The sequence below is a fragment of the Knoellia sp. B-D-2 genome (assembly GCF_057714695.1).
The window spans coordinates 1,970,131-1,988,663 of the sequence record NZ_CM173189.1; the positions used below are offsets into that span (position 1 = coordinate 1,970,131).

The window sequence follows — 18,533 nt, forward strand, 5'->3', positions numbered from 1 at the left end:
CTCCCGCCCCCCGTCCCGGGCCACAGGGGACGGCGTCCCGTCCTCCCGGGACGTCGGGGTGGGACGCGAAGCGCGCGGACGGCATACGCGGGGCGTCCACGATCTGCACGGAACCTTCACACAACACGCCCCCGCCACCCGCACGCCTTCTCCTAGCGTCCCTCCCATGATCTCGGTGAGCGGAGTGACGAAGACGTACGGCTCGGTGCGCGCGGTCGACGACCTGAGCTTCGAGGTGGAGTCGGGCAAGGTGACCGGCTTCCTCGGGCCCAACGGTGCGGGGAAGTCGACGACCATGCGGGTCGTCATGGGCCTGGACCGGGCCACCTCCGGGACGGCGACGGTGAACGGCAGCTCGTATGCCGCGTTCCCCGCGCCGTTGCGCGAGGTCGGCGCGCTGCTCGACGCGGGTGCCATGCACCCGGGCCGGACGGGCCGATCGCACCTGCGGATCGCGGCCCACAGCAACGGTATCCAGCGCGAACGCGTCGACGAGGTGATCGAGCAGGTGGGGCTCGGGAAGGCGGCCGGCCGGCGGATCAAGGGGTACTCGCTGGGGATGCGCCAGCGCCTCGGCATCGCCGCGGCCCTGCTCGGCGACCCGCCGGTCCTGCTCTTCGACGAGCCGGTCAACGGGCTGGACCTCGACGGGGTGCGGTGGATCCGCGGCCTCCTGCGCGGGTTCGCGGAGGAGGGGCGCACGGTCCTCGTGTCGAGCCACCTCATGAGCGAGATGCAGCTCATCGCGGACCGGGTCGTCGTCATCGGCAGGGGCCGGCTCATCGCCGACACGGACATGCCCGGCCTCCTGCGGGGCCTGGGTGGACAGCGGGTACGGGTGCGCACGCCGCAGGCGGACGAGCTCGAGAGGGTGCTCGGACCCGACACCGCGGTGGAGCACCCGGCGCCGGACGAGCTGGAGGTGAGCGGGGTGCCCGCGAGCGTGGTCGGCGACCTCGCCCACGCGCACGGCATCCGGCTGCACCACCTCGCCGAGGTCGAGCAGTCCCTGGAGGACGCCTACCTCTCGCTCACCGAGGGCAGCGTCGAGCACCACGGGCACGTCCCGGACGCGCTCGCGCAGGGAGCGGTCCGATGAGCACCGCGACGGTGCTGGCCCGGACGAGCCGGGCGGAGTGGGCCCGGATCTGGAGCGTGCGCTCGAGCTGGGTCTTCACCGGTCTGATCTCGTGCGCCGTCGTCGGACTGGGGCTGCTCGTCGGGATCGACGTCGCCAACAACCCCGAGTCGGTGCCGGTGGGGGCCTCGGCGTGGGAGGGCGCGCGCTTCACCGCGATGTTCGCGCTCTTCGGGACGGTCGCCATGGCGGTGGTGACGAGCACCGCCGACCACGGCACGGGAGCGATCGTCCCGACCCTGCAGTGGACCCCGCGCCGGGGAGTGCTGCTCGCCGCCCGAGCGCTCGTCGTCGCGCTCACCGTCACCGCGCTCGGGGTCGTGCTCGTCGTCGCGGCCAGCGTCGTGGTGTGGACGCTCGCGCCGCCGCGGGTCGGGCTGCCGCTCGGCGACGGGTTCCGGTCGATGGGCGACATCGTCCTCGTCCTGGGCTGCGGAGCGCTGCTCGGCATCGGGCTCGGTCTCGCGACCCGCAGCACGGCTGCCGCGCTCGTGCTCGCCATCGCCCTGCTCCTCGTCCTGCCCCTGCTCGTGGCGCAGCTGCCCTTCGACTGGGCGGCGACCACGTCGTCGCGACTGCCGGGGTCCGGGGCGCTGTTCCTCATCTTCGGCGAAGGGCCGCTGGACGACATGACGGTGGCGTCGGCGCGGCTCACCCTGGCCGCGTGGGCCGTGGGCGCCATGGCGGCCGGAGGGTGGCGGCTGATGAGGAGCGACGCGGGGCACTGACCGCGTCCGGCCGCTCTCGGGGCACGTCGACCGACATACTGCGGGACATGCCCCGCGACCGCCTGACCCGAGCGCAGACCGCGGGGTACGCGGCCGGCAGCGTCGGCACCGGCGGCTTCGGCACCCTCCCGGGTCTCGTGCTCGCCTACTACCTCACCGACACGCTCGGCGTCGCCGCTGCCCTGGCCGCGGTCGTCGTCCTCCTCCCGAAGGTGTGGGACGTCGTCATCGACCCGGCGATCGGTGCCCGAAGCGACCGCGAGCTGGTGACCCGTGGCTCGCGGCACCGGCTCATGACGGTCGGGGCGCTCACCCTGCCGGTCGGCTTCGTCGCGATGTTCGCCGTGCCGGGCGGCTGGTCCGGGGCGGCCGCCGCGGTGTGGGTGACGATCGCGTTCGTCCTCGCCACGACGTCCTTCAGCCTCTTCCAGGTTCCCTACATCGCCGCGCCCGCCGACCTCACGAGCGACTACGCCGAGCGCACCCGGATGATGGCCTGGCGGGTCGGCGTGCTCGCCCTCGCGATCCTCGTCTTCGGGGCCGGCGCGCCGGGGGTGCGCGACCTGCTCGGCGGCGGACGCGCCGGCTACCTCGTCATGGCCGTCGTGTCGGCCCTCGCCCTCACGGCGGGGATGCTCGCGACGGTCACCAGCCTCCGCGGCCACGACGCACCGGCCGCCCGGGTCTCGCAGCCACCCAGCCTGCGTGCCGGGATCGACGCCCTCCGTGAGCTCCCGCGCTTCCGCGCGCTCCTCGTCGTCTTCGTCCTGCAGGCCCTCGCGGTCGGGATCGTCCTCGCGGCCACCCAGTACGTCGCGACCTACCTCCTCGGCTCGCCGTCGTGGGTCAGCGTCCTCTTCGCCGCCGTCGTCGCGCCGGCGCTCGTCGTCATGCCGGTCTGGAAGCGGTACGCCGCAGCGCGAGGCAAGCGGACGGCATACCTCGCGTCGTCGTGGTTGTTCGTCCTCGCCTGCCTGCTGCAGCTGCCCGCGCTGGGTCTCGGATGGGTGTGGCTGTCGGTGCTCGCCCTCGCGCTCGGCGGTGTCGCGTATGCCGGGATGCAGCTCTTCCCGCTCGCGATGCTCCCGGACGTGGTCGAGGAGGCCGGGCGGGCCCGCGGTGGCGCGATGAGCGGCGTGTGGACGGCGCTGGAGACGGCCGGTCTGGCGCTCGGGCCCGGCATCGTCCTCGTCATGCTGGCCGTGGGCGGCTTCGTGTCGTCGACGGGCGACCCGGTGGCGCAGCCGCGCGGGGCCGAGTCGGCCATGGCGCTCGCGTTCTCTCTCGTGCCGGCGCTGCTGGCCGTGCTGTCGATCGCGGCCCTGCGCCGCTACGAGGAACCGGAGGTGGGGCGTGACGGGCGCTGACGAGGTGCTGCGACGGCTGCGGGCGTACCGGGAGCACGACGCCCCGACCCACGGCGGACGGGTGCTGTCCTACGTCTACGACCACGGGCGCCCGGAGCTTGACGAGATCGCGGCCCAGGCGATGCGGATGCTGCAGCCCGTCAACGGGCTCGACCCGACGACGTTCCCGTCCGTCGCCCTCATGGAGGCCGACCTCGTGACCTTCGGGCGGAGCGTGCTGCGGGGGCCGGACGCGACCGGTTCGGTCACGTCGGGCGGGACGGAGAGCTGCCTGCTTGCGGTCAAGGCGGCGCGCGACCTGTGGCGTGAGCGCGGAGGCCAGGGGCGACCGCGGATCGTCATGTCCTCGTCCGCGCACGCCGCCTTCCACAAGGCCGCGGCCTACCTGGGGCTGGCGACGACGGTGCTCCCGGTGGACCCGGGCAGCGGTCGCGCCCCTGCGAGTGGCTACGTCGGGGCGCTCGGTGACGACGTCGCGGTCGTCGTCGTGTCGGCGCCGTCGTACCCGCACGGCGTCGTCGACCCGGTCGCCGAGGTGGCGGGCACCGCGGCCGACCGGGGCATCGCGTGCCACGTCGACGCCTGCATCGGCGGCTGGGTGCTGCCGTGGTGGTCGGCGGCCGGCGGCGGCCCGGTGCCCTTGTGGGACTTCACCGTTCGCGGGGTGAGCAGCATCAGCGCGGACCTCCACAAGTACGGCTACGCGCCGAAGGGCGCCTCGCTCCTCCTCTTCGCGGACGCCGAGCTCGACCGCGCGCGCTACTTCGCGCTGACCGACTGGCTCGGGTACCCCGTCGTCAACCCGACGGTCCTCGGCACCCGCTCCGCGACGTCGCTCGCCGCGGCGTGGGCGGTCGTGCAGTCGCTCGGGGACGAGGGGTATGCCGCCCTCACCGGTCGCGTCGTCCGCGCGACGTCGGCCGTGGTCGCCGCCGTCGAGGGGGTCGACGGGCTCCGTGTCGTCGGGGACCGGGTCGGTCCGCTGGTCGCGGTCGCGACGGACCCCGCCGTCCCGGCGGAGCGACGGGTCGACCCACTGCTGTGGACGGCGGCCGTGGCCGAGCGGGGCTTCGTCCTGCAGGGCCAGCCGGCGATGGTCCAGTCGGACGGATCGGTCGTGCCGCACACCGCGCACCTCACGATCACTCCGGTGACCGACGGGCTCGTCGACGAGCTGGCGGCGGCGCTCGAGGCCGGCGCGGAGTCCGTGCGTGGTGCTGTCCTGCCCGGCCCGGAGGCGTTCTCGCAGAACGGCATACCGGACCCGGTGGTGCTGGCGGATGCCGCGCGGACAGGCGGGGACCTGGACCTCACGTCGGTCCTGGCGGTCATCGAGTCGTTGCCACGGGACCAGTCGGCGCAGCTGCTGTCGGCGTTCCTGCAGCGGTTCACGGCGCCGCGCTGAGTCCCAGCCCGGAGGCGCCTCTGGGACGCGAGCCCCTGGCTGGGCTATTCCCTTTGTCACCCGCGGCCCCTAGCGTCAGGCCCACGCCCGGTCACCGCCGGGCGCCCCTATGAGGAGGAGCATTCGTGCGAGTACAACGTCGTACTTCCCTGGCCGCAGTCGCTGCCGTCGGACTGGTGACAAGCCTTGTCGCAGCGGCAGCCCCGGCTTCCGCCACCAACCCCAACAACTCCAAGAAGCTCACGAAGGCGGTGACCGTCGAGGGAGTGATGAACCACCTGAGGGCGTTCCAGGCGATCGCCGACGCCAACGACGGCAACCGCGAGGCGGGCACGTCGGGATACGACGAGTCCGGCGCGTATGTCGAAGAGGTCCTGCAGGCCGCGGGATACGAGACGCGGCGCCAGTACTTCGACTTCGAGTACCAGGAGCAGGGTGCGTTGCAGCAGATCTCGCCGACCGCGACGACGTACGTGACCGACTCCTTCACGGGATCTGGAGCAGGCAACGTCACGGCCACGGTGACTGCCGTCGACATCAACCTCACGCCCCCACGAGCGAGCACGTCGGGCTGTGAGGCCGCAGACTTCGCGGGCTTCCCCGCAGGCAACATCGCTCTCATCCAGCGCGGGTCGTGCGACTTCGGCCTCAAGGCGGACAACGCCGAAGCCGCCGGCGCGGCCGGGGTCATCATCTTCAACCAGGGCAACGCCCCGGACCGGGAAGCCCTGATCGTCGGCACGCTCGGCACCTACGACGTGGGCATCCCCGTCGTCGGCGCCTCGTTCGCCACGGGGGTCGACCTCGCTGACCCGTCGACCACGATCGCCCGTGTCTACGCCGCACCGATCCAGAACCGTCCGACCTTCAACGTCCTGGCCGAGACCAGGACGGGTCGCGACGACAACGTCGTCATGATCGGTGCCCACCTCGACAGCGTGCGAGACGGAGCGGGTATCAACGACAACGGCAGCGGCTCGGCGTCGATCCTCGAGACCGCGGTGCAGCTCGCCAAGGTCAACAAGCTCAACAACACGGTGCGCTTTGCGTGGTGGGGTGCCGAGGAGGCCGGCCTCATCGGCTCGACCCACTACGTCAACGACCTCGTCGCCAACGACCCCGCTGAGCTCGCCAGGATCGCGACCTACCTCAACTTCGACATGGTCGGATCGCCGAACTACCAGATCGGGGTCTACGACGCCGACGAGTCGACCTACCCCGCGCCCGTGGCGGTGCCGGAGGGTTCGACCCAGACCGAGGACGTCCTCACGGACTACTTCGACTCGGTTGGTCAGCCCTGGGTCGACACGGAGTTCTCCGGTCGCTCGGACTACCAGGCGTTCATCGTCAACGGGGTGCCTGCCTCGGGCCTGTTCACCGGTGCCGAGCAGCTCAAGACCGCCGAGGAGGCCGCCCTGTTCGGCGGCCAGGCCGGCGTCGCGTACGACGTGAACTACCACGGTGCCGGCGACGACATCGACAACGTCAACGCCGAAGCCCTGGACATCAACAGCGACGCCATCGCGCACGCCGCGATCACGCTGGCCCAGAGCACCCAGGCCATCAACGGCGCACGCAGCGCCGGCAAGTCCGGCAAGCCGCACCCCGTGGACGACGGAGTGGTCCAGCCGGCGGCCTGACCCACCGGCAACAACGGTCGGCAGCTCCCTGTCGACGCCGCAGCAGTGGAGTGCAGTGCCCCGGACCGCAGCGGCGGTCCGGGGCACTGCCCTCGTCGGGACGTCTAGTCTCGGCAGCACGGAACCCAGGAGGAACGATGGTGAAGGATGAGACCGCACGGCCCGCGACCCGGGTGACGGTGACCGACGAGGGCCCGGTGCTCGTCGACGGGCCGGTGGAGGTCGTCCTGGAGGACGGCACGACCGTGCGATCCGAGCGCCGCGTCGTCGCGCTGTGCACCTGCCGGAGGAGCCGAATCGCCCCGTTCTGTGACACGAGCCACCGCACGAAGGTGCGTGCCGACCGGGCGGACGCCCCATGACCGCGACCGGGGCGCGGGTCCGGGCGCCTCGCCTGCCTGCGGACCGAGGACCACTCTCCCGGGCGGTGATCGACCACTGCGCCGCTGGCTCCGGGCCGCTGCTCGTGGACGTGTCCGTCGCGGACCCCTACGGCGAGGACCTCCAGCTCGCCCTCTACGTCTGCTACGAGCTGCACTACCGCGGATTCGCCGACGTCCCCGACGCGATGGAGTGGGACCTGGACCTCCTCGCCCTGCGCCTCGAGCTCGAGGCGTCCTTCCTCGGGGCGCTGCGCCGGGACGTCGCCGGCGGCGCTGACGTCGACGCCGAGGTCGCGGCGCTGCTCACCGAGACGGTGGGGGCGCGCGGCATCTCGCACCACCTGCTCAGGGACGGGACGACGGAGCAGTTCCGCGAGTACGTCACCCACCGGTCTGCCTACCACCTCAAGGAGGCCGACCCGCAGCTGCTCGTGGTGTCGCGGATGTCGGGCCGGGCCAAGGCCGGGATGGTCACGGTCGAGCACGACGAGTACGGCGCCGGCCGGGCCGAGGAGATGCACTCCGAGCTCTTCGCCGACATGATGCGCGAGCTCGACCTCTCGTCCGCCTACGGCGACCACCTCGACCGGGTGAGCGGGTCGGTGCTCGCCGAGGTCAACCTCATGTCCGTGTGCGGGCTGCGCCGCGAGCTGCGCGCCGCTGCCGTCGGTCAGTTCGCCGTCATCGAGCTGACGTCGTCCCCGGGGTCGGCGCGCCTGGTCCGGGCCGCGCAGCGACTGGGTTGCGGGCCGGCGACCCAGCACTTCTACGCCGAGCACGTCGAGGCGGACGCGGTGCACGAGCAGATCCTGCGCCGCGAGGTCATCGGGCCGATGCTCGCGGACGAGCCCCACCTGGCGGAGGACCTCGTCTTCGGCATCCAGGCCAGCCAGCTCCTCGGCGGCCGGTTCGCCGGCGAGGTCCTCGACGCGTGGTCGGCCGGACGCTCGAGCCTGCGGTGACGCTCCGGACCGTCGGCGTCGAGGAGGAGTTCCTCCTCGTGGGCGCCACGACCGGCGAGCCCGTGCCCCTGGGCCCGCGCCTCGCCGCCGACGCCGCCGACCCGGACGCGCACACAGTTCAAGCAGGAGCAGGTGGAGATCACCTCGCGGCCGTGCTCGTCGATGGGAGAGCTCGCGCAGGACATCGACCGCCTGCGTCAACGGGTCGGCGAGCTCGCCGCAGCACACGACGGCCTCGTGGTGGCCTCGGGCACCTGGCCCGGTGCCCACGACCCGGTGCCGACCGAGTCCGAGCGCTTCGCCCGGATCGCCCACGAGTTCGGGCACCTCGCCGAGCACCAGCTCACGTGCGGTACGCACGTCCACGTGTCGGTCGCCTCGCCGGAGGAGGGCATCGTCGCGCTCGACGGCATACGCCCGTGGTTGTCCGTCCTCACGGCGCTCACCGCCAACTCACCGTTCTGGCAGGGGCGCGACACCGGCCACGCGAGCTTCCGCGCGGTGGTCCTGTCGCAGCTGCCCACCGCCGGCCCGACGCAGGTGTGGCACGACGTCGACACCTACCGGCGGACGGCGCGGCAGATCATCGACGTCGGCGGGGCGTTCGACGACGGGATGCTGTACTACGACGCGCGGCTCTCGGCGCGCTACCCCACGGTGGAGGTGCGGGTCACCGACGTCTGCCCCGACCCGGGTGTCGCGGTGGCCGTCGCCGCCCTCTGTCGTGCGCTCGTGACGACGATGGTGGAGGGGCCGGGCCGACGGACCGACCTGCCCACCTCCACCCTGCGCGCGGCCGCCTGGCGGGCTGCCAGGCACGGGCTCGCCGAACGGCTCGTCGACCCCGCCACGGGTGACCTCGTGACCGCCGCGCTCGCGGTCGAGTCGCTGATGCGTGCCTCGCGGGAGGCGCTCGAGGACGTCGGTGACCTGGGACTCGTCAAGGAGACCGTCGACCGCGTGGTCCGGGAGGGCGGCGCCGCACGACGTCAGCGGGACGAGGTGGACCCCGCTGCGCCGGCGCCCGGGTTGTCGTCGTTCCGCGTCGGTCGACGCGTCGACTGAGCGTCGACTGAGCAGGGCGGACGGGGTGTCGACGCCCTAGGGTGGTTCCGCCACCCGGACCACCCCGATCCGCTCCGGACCACCTCTGGTGCGCGATGGTGGTCGCACCAGATGGGACAGCTCCATGGAGATCCTGCACTCGGCCGTCGCGATCCTCGGGGCCATCCTGCTCATCATCAAGGTCAGGATCGACCCGGTGATCTCGCTCCTCGTGGCGTGCGTCTACCTGGGGCTCGCGACCGGTCTCGGCGCGGACGGCACCGTCGAGCAGATCACCGGCGGCTTCGGCGAGATCATGGCCGAGGTCGGGCTGCTCATCGGGTTCGGCGTCCTCATCGGCGCGCTGCTGCACGCGATGGGGACCTTCAACGACCTCGTCGGCATCCTCGCGACGCGGGTGGGCAAGCGCCTGCCCTACGCGATGGCCGGCACGCTCGCCACGATCTTCCCGTCGATCTACGTCGACGTGCAGGTCGTGCTCGCGGCCCCGATGGCCAAGGAGTCGGCGCCGGCCGTCGACCGCCGCCTCGGGCTGCCGTGGATGGCGGGGGCCCTGGGCATCGGGATCTTCTCCGGCTACGTCTTCGTCGTGCCCGGCCTGGCCGCGGTCGCGGTGGCCGGGCTCATGGACGTGCCGCTCGGGACCTACCTGCTCTACGGGCTCCCGATCGGGCTCGCGACGGCGCTCATCACGACGTTCCTCTTCCGGCTCATCCTCGGTCGCGGCTTCTGGAACGCCGAGACCGACGTCGACCCCGATGCCGTCATCGTCGACGACCGCCCGCACAGCGAGACCGAGGACGTGCCGCTGGCCGAGACAGCGGCCCGGCTGCCACTGGTCGTGCGGCTGCTGCCGATCCTCGTGCCGTTGGTCCTCATCGCGAGCGGGGCGATCGCCCAGGTCGCCGACGTCTCGAACCCCGTCCTCGACTTCCTCGGCGACGCCAACATGGCCCTCTTCATCGGCCTGCTCATCGCGTTCACCATGGTGCGCCGGTCCCTCGGTGCGGACGGTGTCGGCAAGGTCCTCACCGCCGGGTTCCACACCACCGGCGAGATCCTGCTCGTCACCGGCGTCGGCGGCTCCCTGGGTGCCGTCATCGCCGAGAGCGGCATGCAGGACACCCTCAAGGAGCTCTTCTCCGCGGACGAGAACGCGTCGGTCATCGTCAGCATCCTGCTCGCCTGGTTCATCGCCGCGGTGCTGCACTTCGCCATCGGCTCGGTCTCGGTCGGGGCGATCACCGCCGCCGGCATCATCTCGCCGGTCGTCGGCTCGCTCGGCGTGGACCCCGTCGTCATCGCGCTGGCCATCGCCTCGGGAGCCATGTTCGCGCTGCACGTCAACAGCAACTTCTTCTGGATGTTCAGCACCCTGCTCGAGCTCTCGACCAAGGGCAGTCTCAAGACCCTGACGATGGCGACGTCGCTGGGAGCCCTCGTCTCGCTGCCGCTGGTCTTCGTCGCCAGCCTCGTCGCCGCGCTGTAGCTGCCCTGTGGCTGCCCTCAGCGGGCGAGGTAGCCACCGTCGATCGGGTAGTAGGTGCCGGTCGCGAACGAGGAGGCGTCGCTGGCAAGCCACGCCACGAGCTCGGCGACCTCCTCCGGCTCACCGAGACGTTGCAGCGCGTGCTGCGAGGCCAGGGCGGCCGACACCTCCTCGGTGAGGTTGGCCGTGAGGAGCGGCGTGCGGATGAAGGCCGGGCCCACGGCGTTGACGCGGATGTTGTCGGCCGCGTGCTCCCAGGCCGCGGTCTGGGTGAGGCCGACGACGCCGTGCTTGGCGGCGCTGTAGGCGCTCGCGGTGGCGTAGCCGACCGCACCGAGGATCGAGGCCATGTTGATGATCGACCCGCCGCGCTCGGACTCCTTCATGGCCCGTATGCCGGCACGCTGGGTGTAGAAGACGCCGTCGAGATTGACCTTGATCACCTGGTGCCACGCGTCGTCGGTGTAGTCGCCGCTGCTCACGGCCTCGCCCCCGATGCCGGCGTTGGCGACGACGATGTCGACGTGGTGAAGCGCGGCCAGGGTGGACTCCATCGCGGCGTCGACCGACGCGGAGTCACCGACGTCGACGAGGGCGCTGTGGGTGCGGCACTCGAACCCCTCGAGCTCCTTGAGGACGGCGTCGATGTGCTCCTGGTCGCGGTCCCAGATGGAGATGTCGGCACCCGAGCGCGCCATGACGTGGGCGCAGGCCCTCCCGATGCCCGACGCTCCTCCGGTGATGACGGCGACCTTGCCGCCCAGTCCGTAGCTGTTCACAGCTCAGGCCTTCGCGATCGAGCTGCCCCAGGTGCGGGCCCGGTCGAGCTCACCGTCGAGCATGGGGCCCTCGGTCCCGTGCACCCAGAACGACTCCGGGTCCGTCTGCGCCGTCGCTCCACGCTTGCGCAGCCGCTTGGCGGCCTTCTTCGCGGCGGACCCCGGCACCCGGGGGTGGTTCACGCGGGTGTCGAAGGTCGCGAACCGGGGCGGGGTCGCGTCCGGGGTCAGCTGCTCCAGCCACTCACGCAGGCCCATGGACGCCGACTCGACCGCGCGATGGGCCTTGGTGGCGGCGTCCTCGCGGGTGGAGGCCCGGCTCAGGCCGAACGCGTGGGTCGGGGCTCCCACGACGAGCAGGTCGAGGTCCGCGGGCAGCGGCCGAGCCGCGGACACCTCGTGCACCTCGACCTCGGCGGACTCCTTGATGCCCTGGGCCACCGCCTCGGCGACCTCGCGGGTGTTGCCGAACATCGACTCGTAGACCACCCATGCCTTCGTCATCGTCTTCTCCTTCTCGCGTCCGTGCCGTGCGCACGTCGGACTGTGGTGTGTGTCGGGTCAGGCGCGGGCGGAGGGTCGAGCGACCTCCCGCATGGCGAGCGTGATCAGCACCGCGCTGAGGGCGGCGACGAGGAGACCGGCCACGAGCAGGCCGACGCCGAGTCGGCCCATCCACGGGAAGGTCGCTCCGACGGCCACGTCGGCGGTGACGCCCGCGCTGGCGTCGGTGTTCATGATGACGGCGGACCAGTCACCGTCCTTCGGCGTCCACACGAGCTCCTGCGTCCCGGTGCCCTCCCGGGTGGCGTCCCAGAAGTCGACCGACGAGGGCGAGCTCGGAGTGCCGGACCCCGCGACCTCGCGGGGCTCCAGGCCGGGCCCACGCTCGACGCTGTAGGACGCGCTGCCGAGGAACGTGTCGACGTCCGTCCCCGGACCGATGCCGAAGAAGATCGCGTCGCCGGTGGCGCGGGACGTGACCGTCACCTTGACGTCCCCGATGACCTGCTCGGGCACCCACCTCGCACCTGCGGTGTGGATCTCGAGGTCGCTGAAGACGACCGCGTGCCCGTCCGTGCCGACGGGCTCGACCCGTGACATGACGTAGCCGTCCGCGTCGCGGGCCACGCTGCTCGCGACGAGGGTGGTGACACCGCCGGTCAGCAGCCCGAGGGAGATCAGGGCCGCGAGGGTGCCGATGACCACGGTGAGGACGGAGCCGGTGCCCCAGCCGCCGGGGGCGTTGGGAGCGCCGCCCCCGGTCGGGAGCTGGCCCGACGCGCGCTGGTACCCGGCCGGCGGGGGAGGTGGCGGAGGGCCACCGGACGACGTGAGGTCCATGCGGCCCTGCGGCTCGTGCGGCCCCTGGTCGAGACGGAAGGGCGGGTACTGGTCGGTCATCAGGCCGGCATACGCCGCGACCCGCAGGACCCAGCGGTTCAGACCGAGCAGCAGGTCGTAGAGCGGTCGGGGGTAGGCCCCGGTGACGGCGACGACCACGGCGGCCACGAGCGCCAGCAGACCCACGAGGCCCCCACCGAGGGCCCACCGGACGTCGCTGTCGGCCTGCCAGGCCACGGTCGCGCCGCTGCCGACGAGGACGCCGACGACGAGGTAGTGCGGGATCGCGAGCAGCCACCACTTGACGAGCGCGAGGCCGCGAGACAGGTGGTCGGGGTAGTCGATCTCGAGGTGTGCGGGGTAGCTCGGGTCCTCCGCGAGGGTGAAGGGCGGGTACTGGTCGGTCGCCAGCGCCCCGTAGGAGTAGTAGGTCACCCGCCACCACCACCGGAGCACCCCGACGTTGAAGTCGAAGATCGCCCTCGGGTAGCGGCCAGTGAAGAGGATCGCGAAGAGCGCGACCACGCTGAGGACGACGAAGGCCGCCCAGAGGAACAGGAGGACCACGTAGTGCGGGATCGCGAGGAGCCACTTGACGAGCCACAGCCATCGGGAGACGGCGGGCTGGTCGACGGCGTCGACGTGGACGGGGTACGGGCTGGGGGAGGGTGCGTAGGGAGTGGTGACCGCCATGATGACCAAGACCTTCGGTGCGGGTGTCCTTGTCCTTCCACGCTCCGCTCCCGACGGGGGATCGGCTAGGGACTTTCGGCCCGCCGACCGGTCTCGCCGGTCAGGCTGTCGCCGGTCAGGGCTGCCTCCGGTCAGGGCGGGCTGCGCCGCAGGTGGATGTCGAAGAAGTCGCAGATCCGGCGGCGCGCGTCGGTCGTCGCCTCGGCGTCGTACTCCGTGCCGGAGACCCGGGCGAGGAAGCGCAGCATCAGGGTCGCGTCGGCGGGGTCGTGGTCGTTCATGAAGCCGTGGCCCACCCCGGGGTAGATCTTCACGTCGTGGGGGATGTCGTTGTCCTCGAGCAGCCGCTCCAGCCGTCGTCCCGCGCCCGCGCCCAGGGGTGAACGGTCCGCGCCGCCGAAGCTGCCGACGATGGGGCAGGCCTCCGGCAGCCACGATCCGGCGTCGGCCGGGCACCCGCCGTAGTTGACGCTGGCCGCCTCGTAGCCGGGTTCCGGCGCGAGCGCGAGGGCGTAGCCGCCACCCATGCAGAAGCCGATGACACCAACCCGCCCGCTGCAGCCCTCGTGCGCGACCAGCCACCGTCGGGCCGCGTCGATGTCCTCGAAGGTCCGCCCACGGCGTTCCCCCAGGTCGCGCATGATCGTCCTCAGGCACCGCACCCGGCTGCCCCAGTGGAACAGGTCCGGGGCGACCGCGAGGAAGCCCACACCGGCCAGCCAATCCGCCTGCGAGCGCAGGTCGTGGCTCATCCCGGTGAAGTCGTGGACCACCACGACGCCCGGCCACGGAGGTGAGGTCGTCGGCACCGCGCAGTAGGCCGGCATACGGCCCTGTCGGGTCTGCACCCGGATCATCGTCACGGTGCGTCCCCCTCACGCCCCGGCGTGGCGCGGGACCCGGGTCGCAGGAGGAGCCAGAGCGGCACGAGACCCACCACCGCGAGGACGAGGAACGGCGGGATGACGGACAGGGACACCACGGGGGAGTCCGGGTCCGCGCGGACGCCGAACCACTGGTCCACCGCGATGCTCACGGACTCGATGACCCACAGACCCAGGACCGCGCCGGCCACCAGCGCACCGCGGGCCTCCCGACGCCACAGCCACAGGGCCGCCACGGCTGCGAGGGGGAGCCAGACCGCGAGGTCCTGGACGTAGATGGCGTTCGTCTGCACCCCGGTGCCCTCGAGCACGGGGGCCGGGTGGTCACCGAGCGACGGGACGATCATGGCGAGCCAGGCGAGCGCGTTGAGGACGGCGACCACCCACACGTAGACGGCGACTCCCCGGACGGGGGCGCGGCGGGCCGTGTCGCGGGCGACCTGCCACAGCCGGGGCGACACCGCGAGGTGGCCGGCCGCCCACAGAGAGCTGCCGAAGAGGGCCACGTACACGAGGAAGGCCGCGTTGAAGGGCGTGAGGAAGAGGAAGAGCACCGCGTTGTAGACGACGTAGAGGACCGCCCCGGCCCACGTGACCAGTGCGGGCTCCGAGCCGAGCCTCGCCCTCCACACGGACCCGAGCAGCACGGGGACGGCCAGCACTCCCAGTACGAGCGCCGTCCCCCGGGCAGACCCCTGCATCGCCGCCGGCCCGTGGAGGAGACCGGGGTCGACGAACGTCCAGACGGCCGACACGAGCGCGAGAGCGGCCGTCGCGACGGCCAGGGCCGTCGCGGGCCCGAGAGCGTGTGTCCTCGCGGTTCCGAGGGCGTTTGTCGATGCGGTCCTGGTGTCCACATCGAGAAGCCTGCGTGTCGAGGACGCCGCTGGGACAGGGCACTTGGTCCCGTGGCCCTCGGCTGCTCGACTACGCCGGCACCGTCCTCGGTGCTCGCGCCAGCGTCTCCAGCTCGCGTCGCAACGACGTCGTCAGCAGCCCGATCTCGGGGACCACCTCCGGGTCCGTCATCGCCACGACGGTGAGCCAGCCGGCGTAGGACAGCGCCGCGAAGGAGACCCCGATGTTGCCGGCCGTCGTCGTCACGGGGACGATCCGGCGGATCGGGACTCCCGCGAGGGTGAGCTCGCGACGTGGGCCGGGGAGGTTGGTGAGGAACGAGTTGACGAGCTGTTGCCGGTTGATGAACCGGGCGAACAGGCCCGTCGCGGCGACCAGCCGGAAGGCCGGCCCGATGAGCGCAGCCGAGGCGCCGCGGGTCTGGGTCTTCTGCACCCGCGTGAGCGCGGCGACCGCCTCGAGGCGCTCGGTGACCGACCCTGAGAGCGGCACCCGGACGGGCATGACCCCCACCCGGTTCCCGAGGTCCCCGCCGGTGGTGCGCACGCGGGCCGAGACGGGCACCGAGACGACGAGCTCCCGCAGGTGCTCACCCCGCCGGCGGAGGACCTCGGCCATCGCGCCGGTGACGGCGACGAGCGCGACGTCGTTGACGGTGGCACCGTGACGCCGAGCGGTCACGTGCACGCCGTCCAGGTCGACGCTGACCGTCGAGATGCGTCGCCGCGGACCGGTCGCCCGGTTGATCGAGGTCCTGGGCGCCCGGCGGCCACGGCGGGGTCCGAGCTCCGCCGCTCCACGACGCAGCCGGGCCAGGCTCGACGGCAGGTCCCGCAGGTCCTGCAGGCCGCGCGCGAGCTCGCGCGCGCGCTCGGACAGGAGATCGCGTGTGCCGGGGCTTGCTCCGCGCGACGCTCCCGTCGGTGCGGTCCCCCCTTCGCCCCCGTCGACGAGGCGGTCGAGCACGGCGAGACCACCGACCCCGTCGGTGAGGACGTGGTGGAGGACGACGACGACGGCCGCTGCCTCACCATCCTCGCGATGGAGGACGACGGCCCGCCAGAGGGGCAGGTTTCGCGGGAGGGGTCGGGTCACGGCGTCGACGGCGCTCGCCAGCAGCGCGTCCTCGTCGCCGGACCGCGGGAGGTGCTGGGTCGTCACGTGCGACCGGGCGTCGAACGCCACGTCGTCGGTCCAGTAGGCCCGGCCGAGCCCGGGTGGCGGAGACACGAGGACCTGGCGCAGCCGGCGGATCTTCCCGGCGCGCCGCTGCAGCGTCTGCTGGACGTGGGAGGCACTCGCACCGGGACCGAGGGTCAGGAGCGCACCGATGTTCATGGGGACGGGACCGACGTCCGTGGCCAGCTGCAGCGCGTCGCCGGCGCTGATGCGCTCCACCGCACCTGCCGGTCTTGCGCCGCCTGCCACCGATGCGCCCATGCCGCCAGCCTGCGAGGGGGCCTCGTGTCGGGACAAGGTCCGAAGGTCCCCCGTCGGGGCCAGTCCGGAGGAACCACCGACGGCGGCACCACCGGGCCGAAACGACCATTGTCGGGTCGGGAAGGGCCGCCCTAACGTGGAACGAGTGTGCGCCGTGGAGCAGGGGCGGCGTCGCGGAGGAAAGGGCGATGGCGGTGGCGCAGACACGGATCGCGGACGTGGGCAGGCTGGCCTGGTTCCCGGCGTCCCGGAGGACCAAGTGGCTCGTCGTGGTGTTCTGGGTGCTCGTGCTGGCCGCCGCGTTCGGGCCGTCGAGCAGGCTGCCGGACGTCCTCAACAACGAGGCGGTCGCCTGGCTGCCCGAGGACGCTCAGTCCACGCAGGTGGTGAGGCAGATCGAGGCCTTCCGGAGCAAGAACGAGTTCCCCGCGGTCATCGTCTACGAGCGACCCGGCGGCCTCACCCCGGAGGACACGCAGGCGGTCACGGCCCACGCCGCGCAGTTCGGCGCCATCGATGAGGTCCGGACCGACGTCATCGGCCCCATCCCGTCGCAGGACGGTGAGGCCCTGCAGGTGATCGTCCCGGTCGACGCCGGCGAGGAGGGGTGGGACTCGCTGGGCGCGACCGTCGAGGAACTGCGGGCCGCCGCCGAGGACCGCCCGGACGGGCTGTCCATGCACGTCACCGGTCCGGTCGGCCTGGCGGCGGACTCCTCGGAGGCGTTCGCGGGGATCGACGGCAAGCTGCTCTACTCGGCGATGGGTGTCGTCATCGTCATCCTGTTGTTGACCTACCGCAGCCCGGTGCTGTGGCTCGTCCCGGTGGTCTCGGCCGGCACCGCCCTCTTCGTCGCCCAGGGCGTCATCTACTTCCTCGCCAGGGACGACACCCTCACCGTCAACGCCCAGAGCTCGGGCATCCTCACCGTCATCGTGTTTGGTGCCGGGACCGACTATGCCTTGCTCCTCGTCGCCCGCTACCGGGAGGAGCTGCGGCGGCACGAGGACCGGCACGAGGCGATGGCGTTCGCCCTGCACCGGGCCGGCCCCGCGATCGTCGCCTCCGGCGCCACCGTCATCGCCGGCATGCTCTGCCTGCTCGTCGCGACGATGAACTCCACCAAGGGACTGGGGCCGGTGGCGGCGATCGGCATCGCGGTGGGGCTGCTCGTCATGTTGACGCTGCTGCCCGCGATCCTCGTCGTCTGCGGGCGGTGGATCTTCTGGCCGGTGCGCCCGTCGTACGGCTCGGCCGACCACACGCGTGACGGCCTGTGGGCCCGGGTCGGCGCCCGCATCGCCCGCGCGCCGCGGCGCACCTGGGTCGTGACGTCGGTCCTGCTGGCAGTGGCTTCCCTCGGCGTCCTGCAGCTCAACGCGACCGGCCTGGAGAACAAGGACTCCTTCTACGACAAGACGGAGTCCGTCGTCGGGGAAGAGGTGCTCGCCCAGCACTTCCCGGCCGGGGCCGGCTCGCCGGTCCTCGTGCTGGCGAACGCCGGCGCGGCCGGCGAGGTCAGGACCACGCTGCAGGAGGTGGACGGCGTGGCCTCGGTCGCCGAGCCCGTGACGCAGGGCGAGCGCACGCTTCTGCAGGCGACCCTCGCCGACGCCCCCGACTCGGACGCGGCCACGGAGAGCATCGACCGGATCCGCGACGCGATCGCGGACGTGTCCGGTGCTGATGCGATCGCCGGCGGGGACACCGCCACCCGTGCCGACACCCTTCGCGCCGCCGCCGACGACAACGTGCGGATCATCCCGCTCATCCTCGTGGTCGTCCTGCTGATCCTCGTCCTGCTGCTGCGCGCGATCACCGCCCCCCTCATCCTCATCGGCACCGTCGTGCTGTCCTTCGGGGCCGCTCTCGGCATCTCGGCGCTGCTCTTCCGGCACGTGTTCGACTTCGCCGGCGCGGACTCGTCCCTGCCGCTGTTCGTCTTCGTGTTCCTCGTCGCGCTGGGGATCGACTACAACATCTTCCTCATGACCCGCGTCCACGAGGAGGCCAAGGAGATCGGCACGCGCCGAGGTGCCCTCGTCGGGCTGGCCGCGACCGGTGGCGTGATCACCTCGGCCGGCCTCGTGCTCGCGGGGACGTTCGCCGTGCTCGCGACCCTCCCGCTGGTCGCCTTCGCCGAGATCGGGATCGCGGTGGCCCTGGGCGTCCTGCTCGACACCCTCGTCGTCCGTTCGGTCCTCGTCACCGCCCTCAACCTCGACGTGCGGGGCCGGATGTGGTGGCCGAGCGCCCTCGCCCGGCGGGACGCCGAGCTCGATGCGGAGTCGCCGGCGAGGTCGGAGGAGCCACAGCCCGCCGCGACGTTGGAGGCGGCCCGCTGAGGGTGGCACCCAC

The 18,533-nt window shown here is 72.3% G+C and carries 15 protein-coding genes and 1 pseudogene; 10 read left to right on the forward strand and 6 right to left on the reverse strand.

The annotated features are described in order from the left end of the window. Nucleotides 1-166 precede the first annotated feature (166 nt). The 9 genes and pseudogenes from AC3EU2_RS09430 to AC3EU2_RS09470 all read left to right on the forward strand — a co-directional run bounded on the left by AC3EU2_RS09430 (nucleotide 167) and on the right by AC3EU2_RS09470 (nucleotide 10,177). Nucleotides 167-1,099 carry an ABC transporter ATP-binding protein gene (locus AC3EU2_RS09430; protein ID WP_488176044.1) on the forward strand — a complete coding sequence of 311 codons (933 nt, stop codon included), beginning with the start codon at nucleotides 167-169 and terminating at the stop codon, nucleotides 1,097-1,099. Continuing rightward, nucleotides 1,096-1,866 carry a hypothetical protein gene (locus AC3EU2_RS09435; protein WP_488176045.1) on the forward strand — a complete coding sequence of 257 codons (771 nt, stop codon included), beginning with the start codon at nucleotides 1,096-1,098 and terminating at the stop codon, nucleotides 1,864-1,866. Before AC3EU2_RS09430 ends, AC3EU2_RS09435 begins: the two co-directional genes overlap by 4 nt. 47 nt (nucleotides 1,867-1,913) lie before the next feature. Beyond that, the gene (locus tag AC3EU2_RS09440; RefSeq protein ID WP_488176046.1) at nucleotides 1,914-3,233 is read left to right on the forward strand and encodes an MFS transporter; all 1,320 of its coding nucleotides are present in this window, start codon (nucleotides 1,914-1,916) and stop codon (nucleotides 3,231-3,233) included. Then, nucleotides 3,220-4,638: a pyridoxal phosphate-dependent decarboxylase family protein gene (locus AC3EU2_RS09445; RefSeq protein WP_488176047.1), complete on the forward strand. Its 1,419-nt coding sequence runs from the start codon at nucleotides 3,220-3,222 to the stop codon at nucleotides 4,636-4,638. Before AC3EU2_RS09440 ends, AC3EU2_RS09445 begins: the two co-directional genes overlap by 14 nt. Nucleotides 4,639-4,814: 176 nt before the next feature. After that, nucleotides 4,815-6,278, forward strand: coding sequence for a M28 family peptidase (locus AC3EU2_RS09450; RefSeq protein WP_488176048.1), 1,464 nt, complete (start codon nucleotides 4,815-4,817; stop codon nucleotides 6,276-6,278). A 137-nt stretch (nucleotides 6,279-6,415) separates the two neighbouring features. Continuing rightward, nucleotides 6,416-6,640: a CDGSH iron-sulfur domain-containing protein gene (locus tag AC3EU2_RS09455; protein ID WP_488176049.1), complete on the forward strand. Its 225-nt coding sequence runs from the start codon at nucleotides 6,416-6,418 to the stop codon at nucleotides 6,638-6,640. Between the two features lie 65 nt (nucleotides 6,641-6,705). After that, nucleotides 6,706-7,623 carry an iron-containing redox enzyme family protein gene (locus AC3EU2_RS09460; RefSeq protein ID WP_488176050.1) on the forward strand — a complete coding sequence of 306 codons (918 nt, stop codon included), beginning with the start codon at nucleotides 6,706-6,708 and terminating at the stop codon, nucleotides 7,621-7,623. 111 nt (nucleotides 7,624-7,734) lie between these two features. After that, nucleotides 7,735-8,688, forward strand: a pseudogene (locus AC3EU2_RS09465) (carboxylate-amine ligase); the annotation flags it as partial. A 124-nt stretch (nucleotides 8,689-8,812) separates the two neighbouring features. Beyond that, the gene (locus tag AC3EU2_RS09470; RefSeq protein WP_488176051.1) at nucleotides 8,813-10,177 is read left to right on the forward strand and encodes a GntP family permease; all 1,365 of its coding nucleotides are present in this window, start codon (nucleotides 8,813-8,815) and stop codon (nucleotides 10,175-10,177) included. Nucleotides 10,178-10,194: 17 nt separating this feature from the next. Here the strand turns inward: AC3EU2_RS09470 and AC3EU2_RS09475 are convergent, their stop codons facing one another. The 6 genes from AC3EU2_RS09475 to AC3EU2_RS09500 all read right to left on the reverse strand — a co-directional run bounded on the left by AC3EU2_RS09475 (nucleotide 10,195) and on the right by AC3EU2_RS09500 (nucleotide 16,133). Then, a complete protein-coding gene (locus AC3EU2_RS09475; RefSeq protein WP_488176052.1) occupies nucleotides 10,195-10,956 on the reverse strand; it encodes an SDR family NAD(P)-dependent oxidoreductase in 762 nt (253 codons plus the stop codon). A 3-nt stretch (nucleotides 10,957-10,959) separates the two neighbouring features. Then, nucleotides 10,960-11,460, reverse strand: coding sequence for a flavodoxin family protein (locus tag AC3EU2_RS09480; protein WP_488176053.1), 501 nt, complete (start codon nucleotides 11,458-11,460; stop codon nucleotides 10,960-10,962). Nucleotides 11,461-11,517: 57 nt separating this feature from the next. Continuing rightward, nucleotides 11,518-12,993, reverse strand: coding sequence for a DUF4389 domain-containing protein (locus tag AC3EU2_RS09485; protein ID WP_488176054.1), 1,476 nt, complete (start codon nucleotides 12,991-12,993; stop codon nucleotides 11,518-11,520). Between the two features lie 131 nt (nucleotides 12,994-13,124). Beyond that, nucleotides 13,125-13,850 carry a dienelactone hydrolase family protein gene (locus AC3EU2_RS09490; protein WP_488179469.1) on the reverse strand — a complete coding sequence of 242 codons (726 nt, stop codon included), beginning with the start codon at nucleotides 13,848-13,850 and terminating at the stop codon, nucleotides 13,125-13,127. Nucleotides 13,851-13,852: 2 nt separating this feature from the next. Then, complete coding sequence (locus AC3EU2_RS09495) at nucleotides 13,853-14,734, reverse strand: hypothetical protein (protein ID WP_488176055.1); 882 nt, start codon at nucleotides 14,732-14,734, stop codon at nucleotides 13,853-13,855. Nucleotides 14,735-14,804: 70 nt separating this feature from the next. Next, entirely contained in the window at nucleotides 14,805-16,133 is a 1,329-nt protein-coding gene (locus tag AC3EU2_RS09500) for a wax ester/triacylglycerol synthase domain-containing protein (RefSeq protein WP_488176056.1), read from the reverse strand. Between the two features lie 236 nt (nucleotides 16,134-16,369). Between AC3EU2_RS09500 and AC3EU2_RS09505 the strand changes: the two genes are divergently transcribed. Then, a complete protein-coding gene (locus AC3EU2_RS09505) occupies nucleotides 16,370-18,520 on the forward strand; it encodes an MMPL family transporter (protein ID WP_488176057.1) in 2,151 nt (716 codons plus the stop codon). Nucleotides 18,521-18,533: the final 13 nt, after the last annotated feature.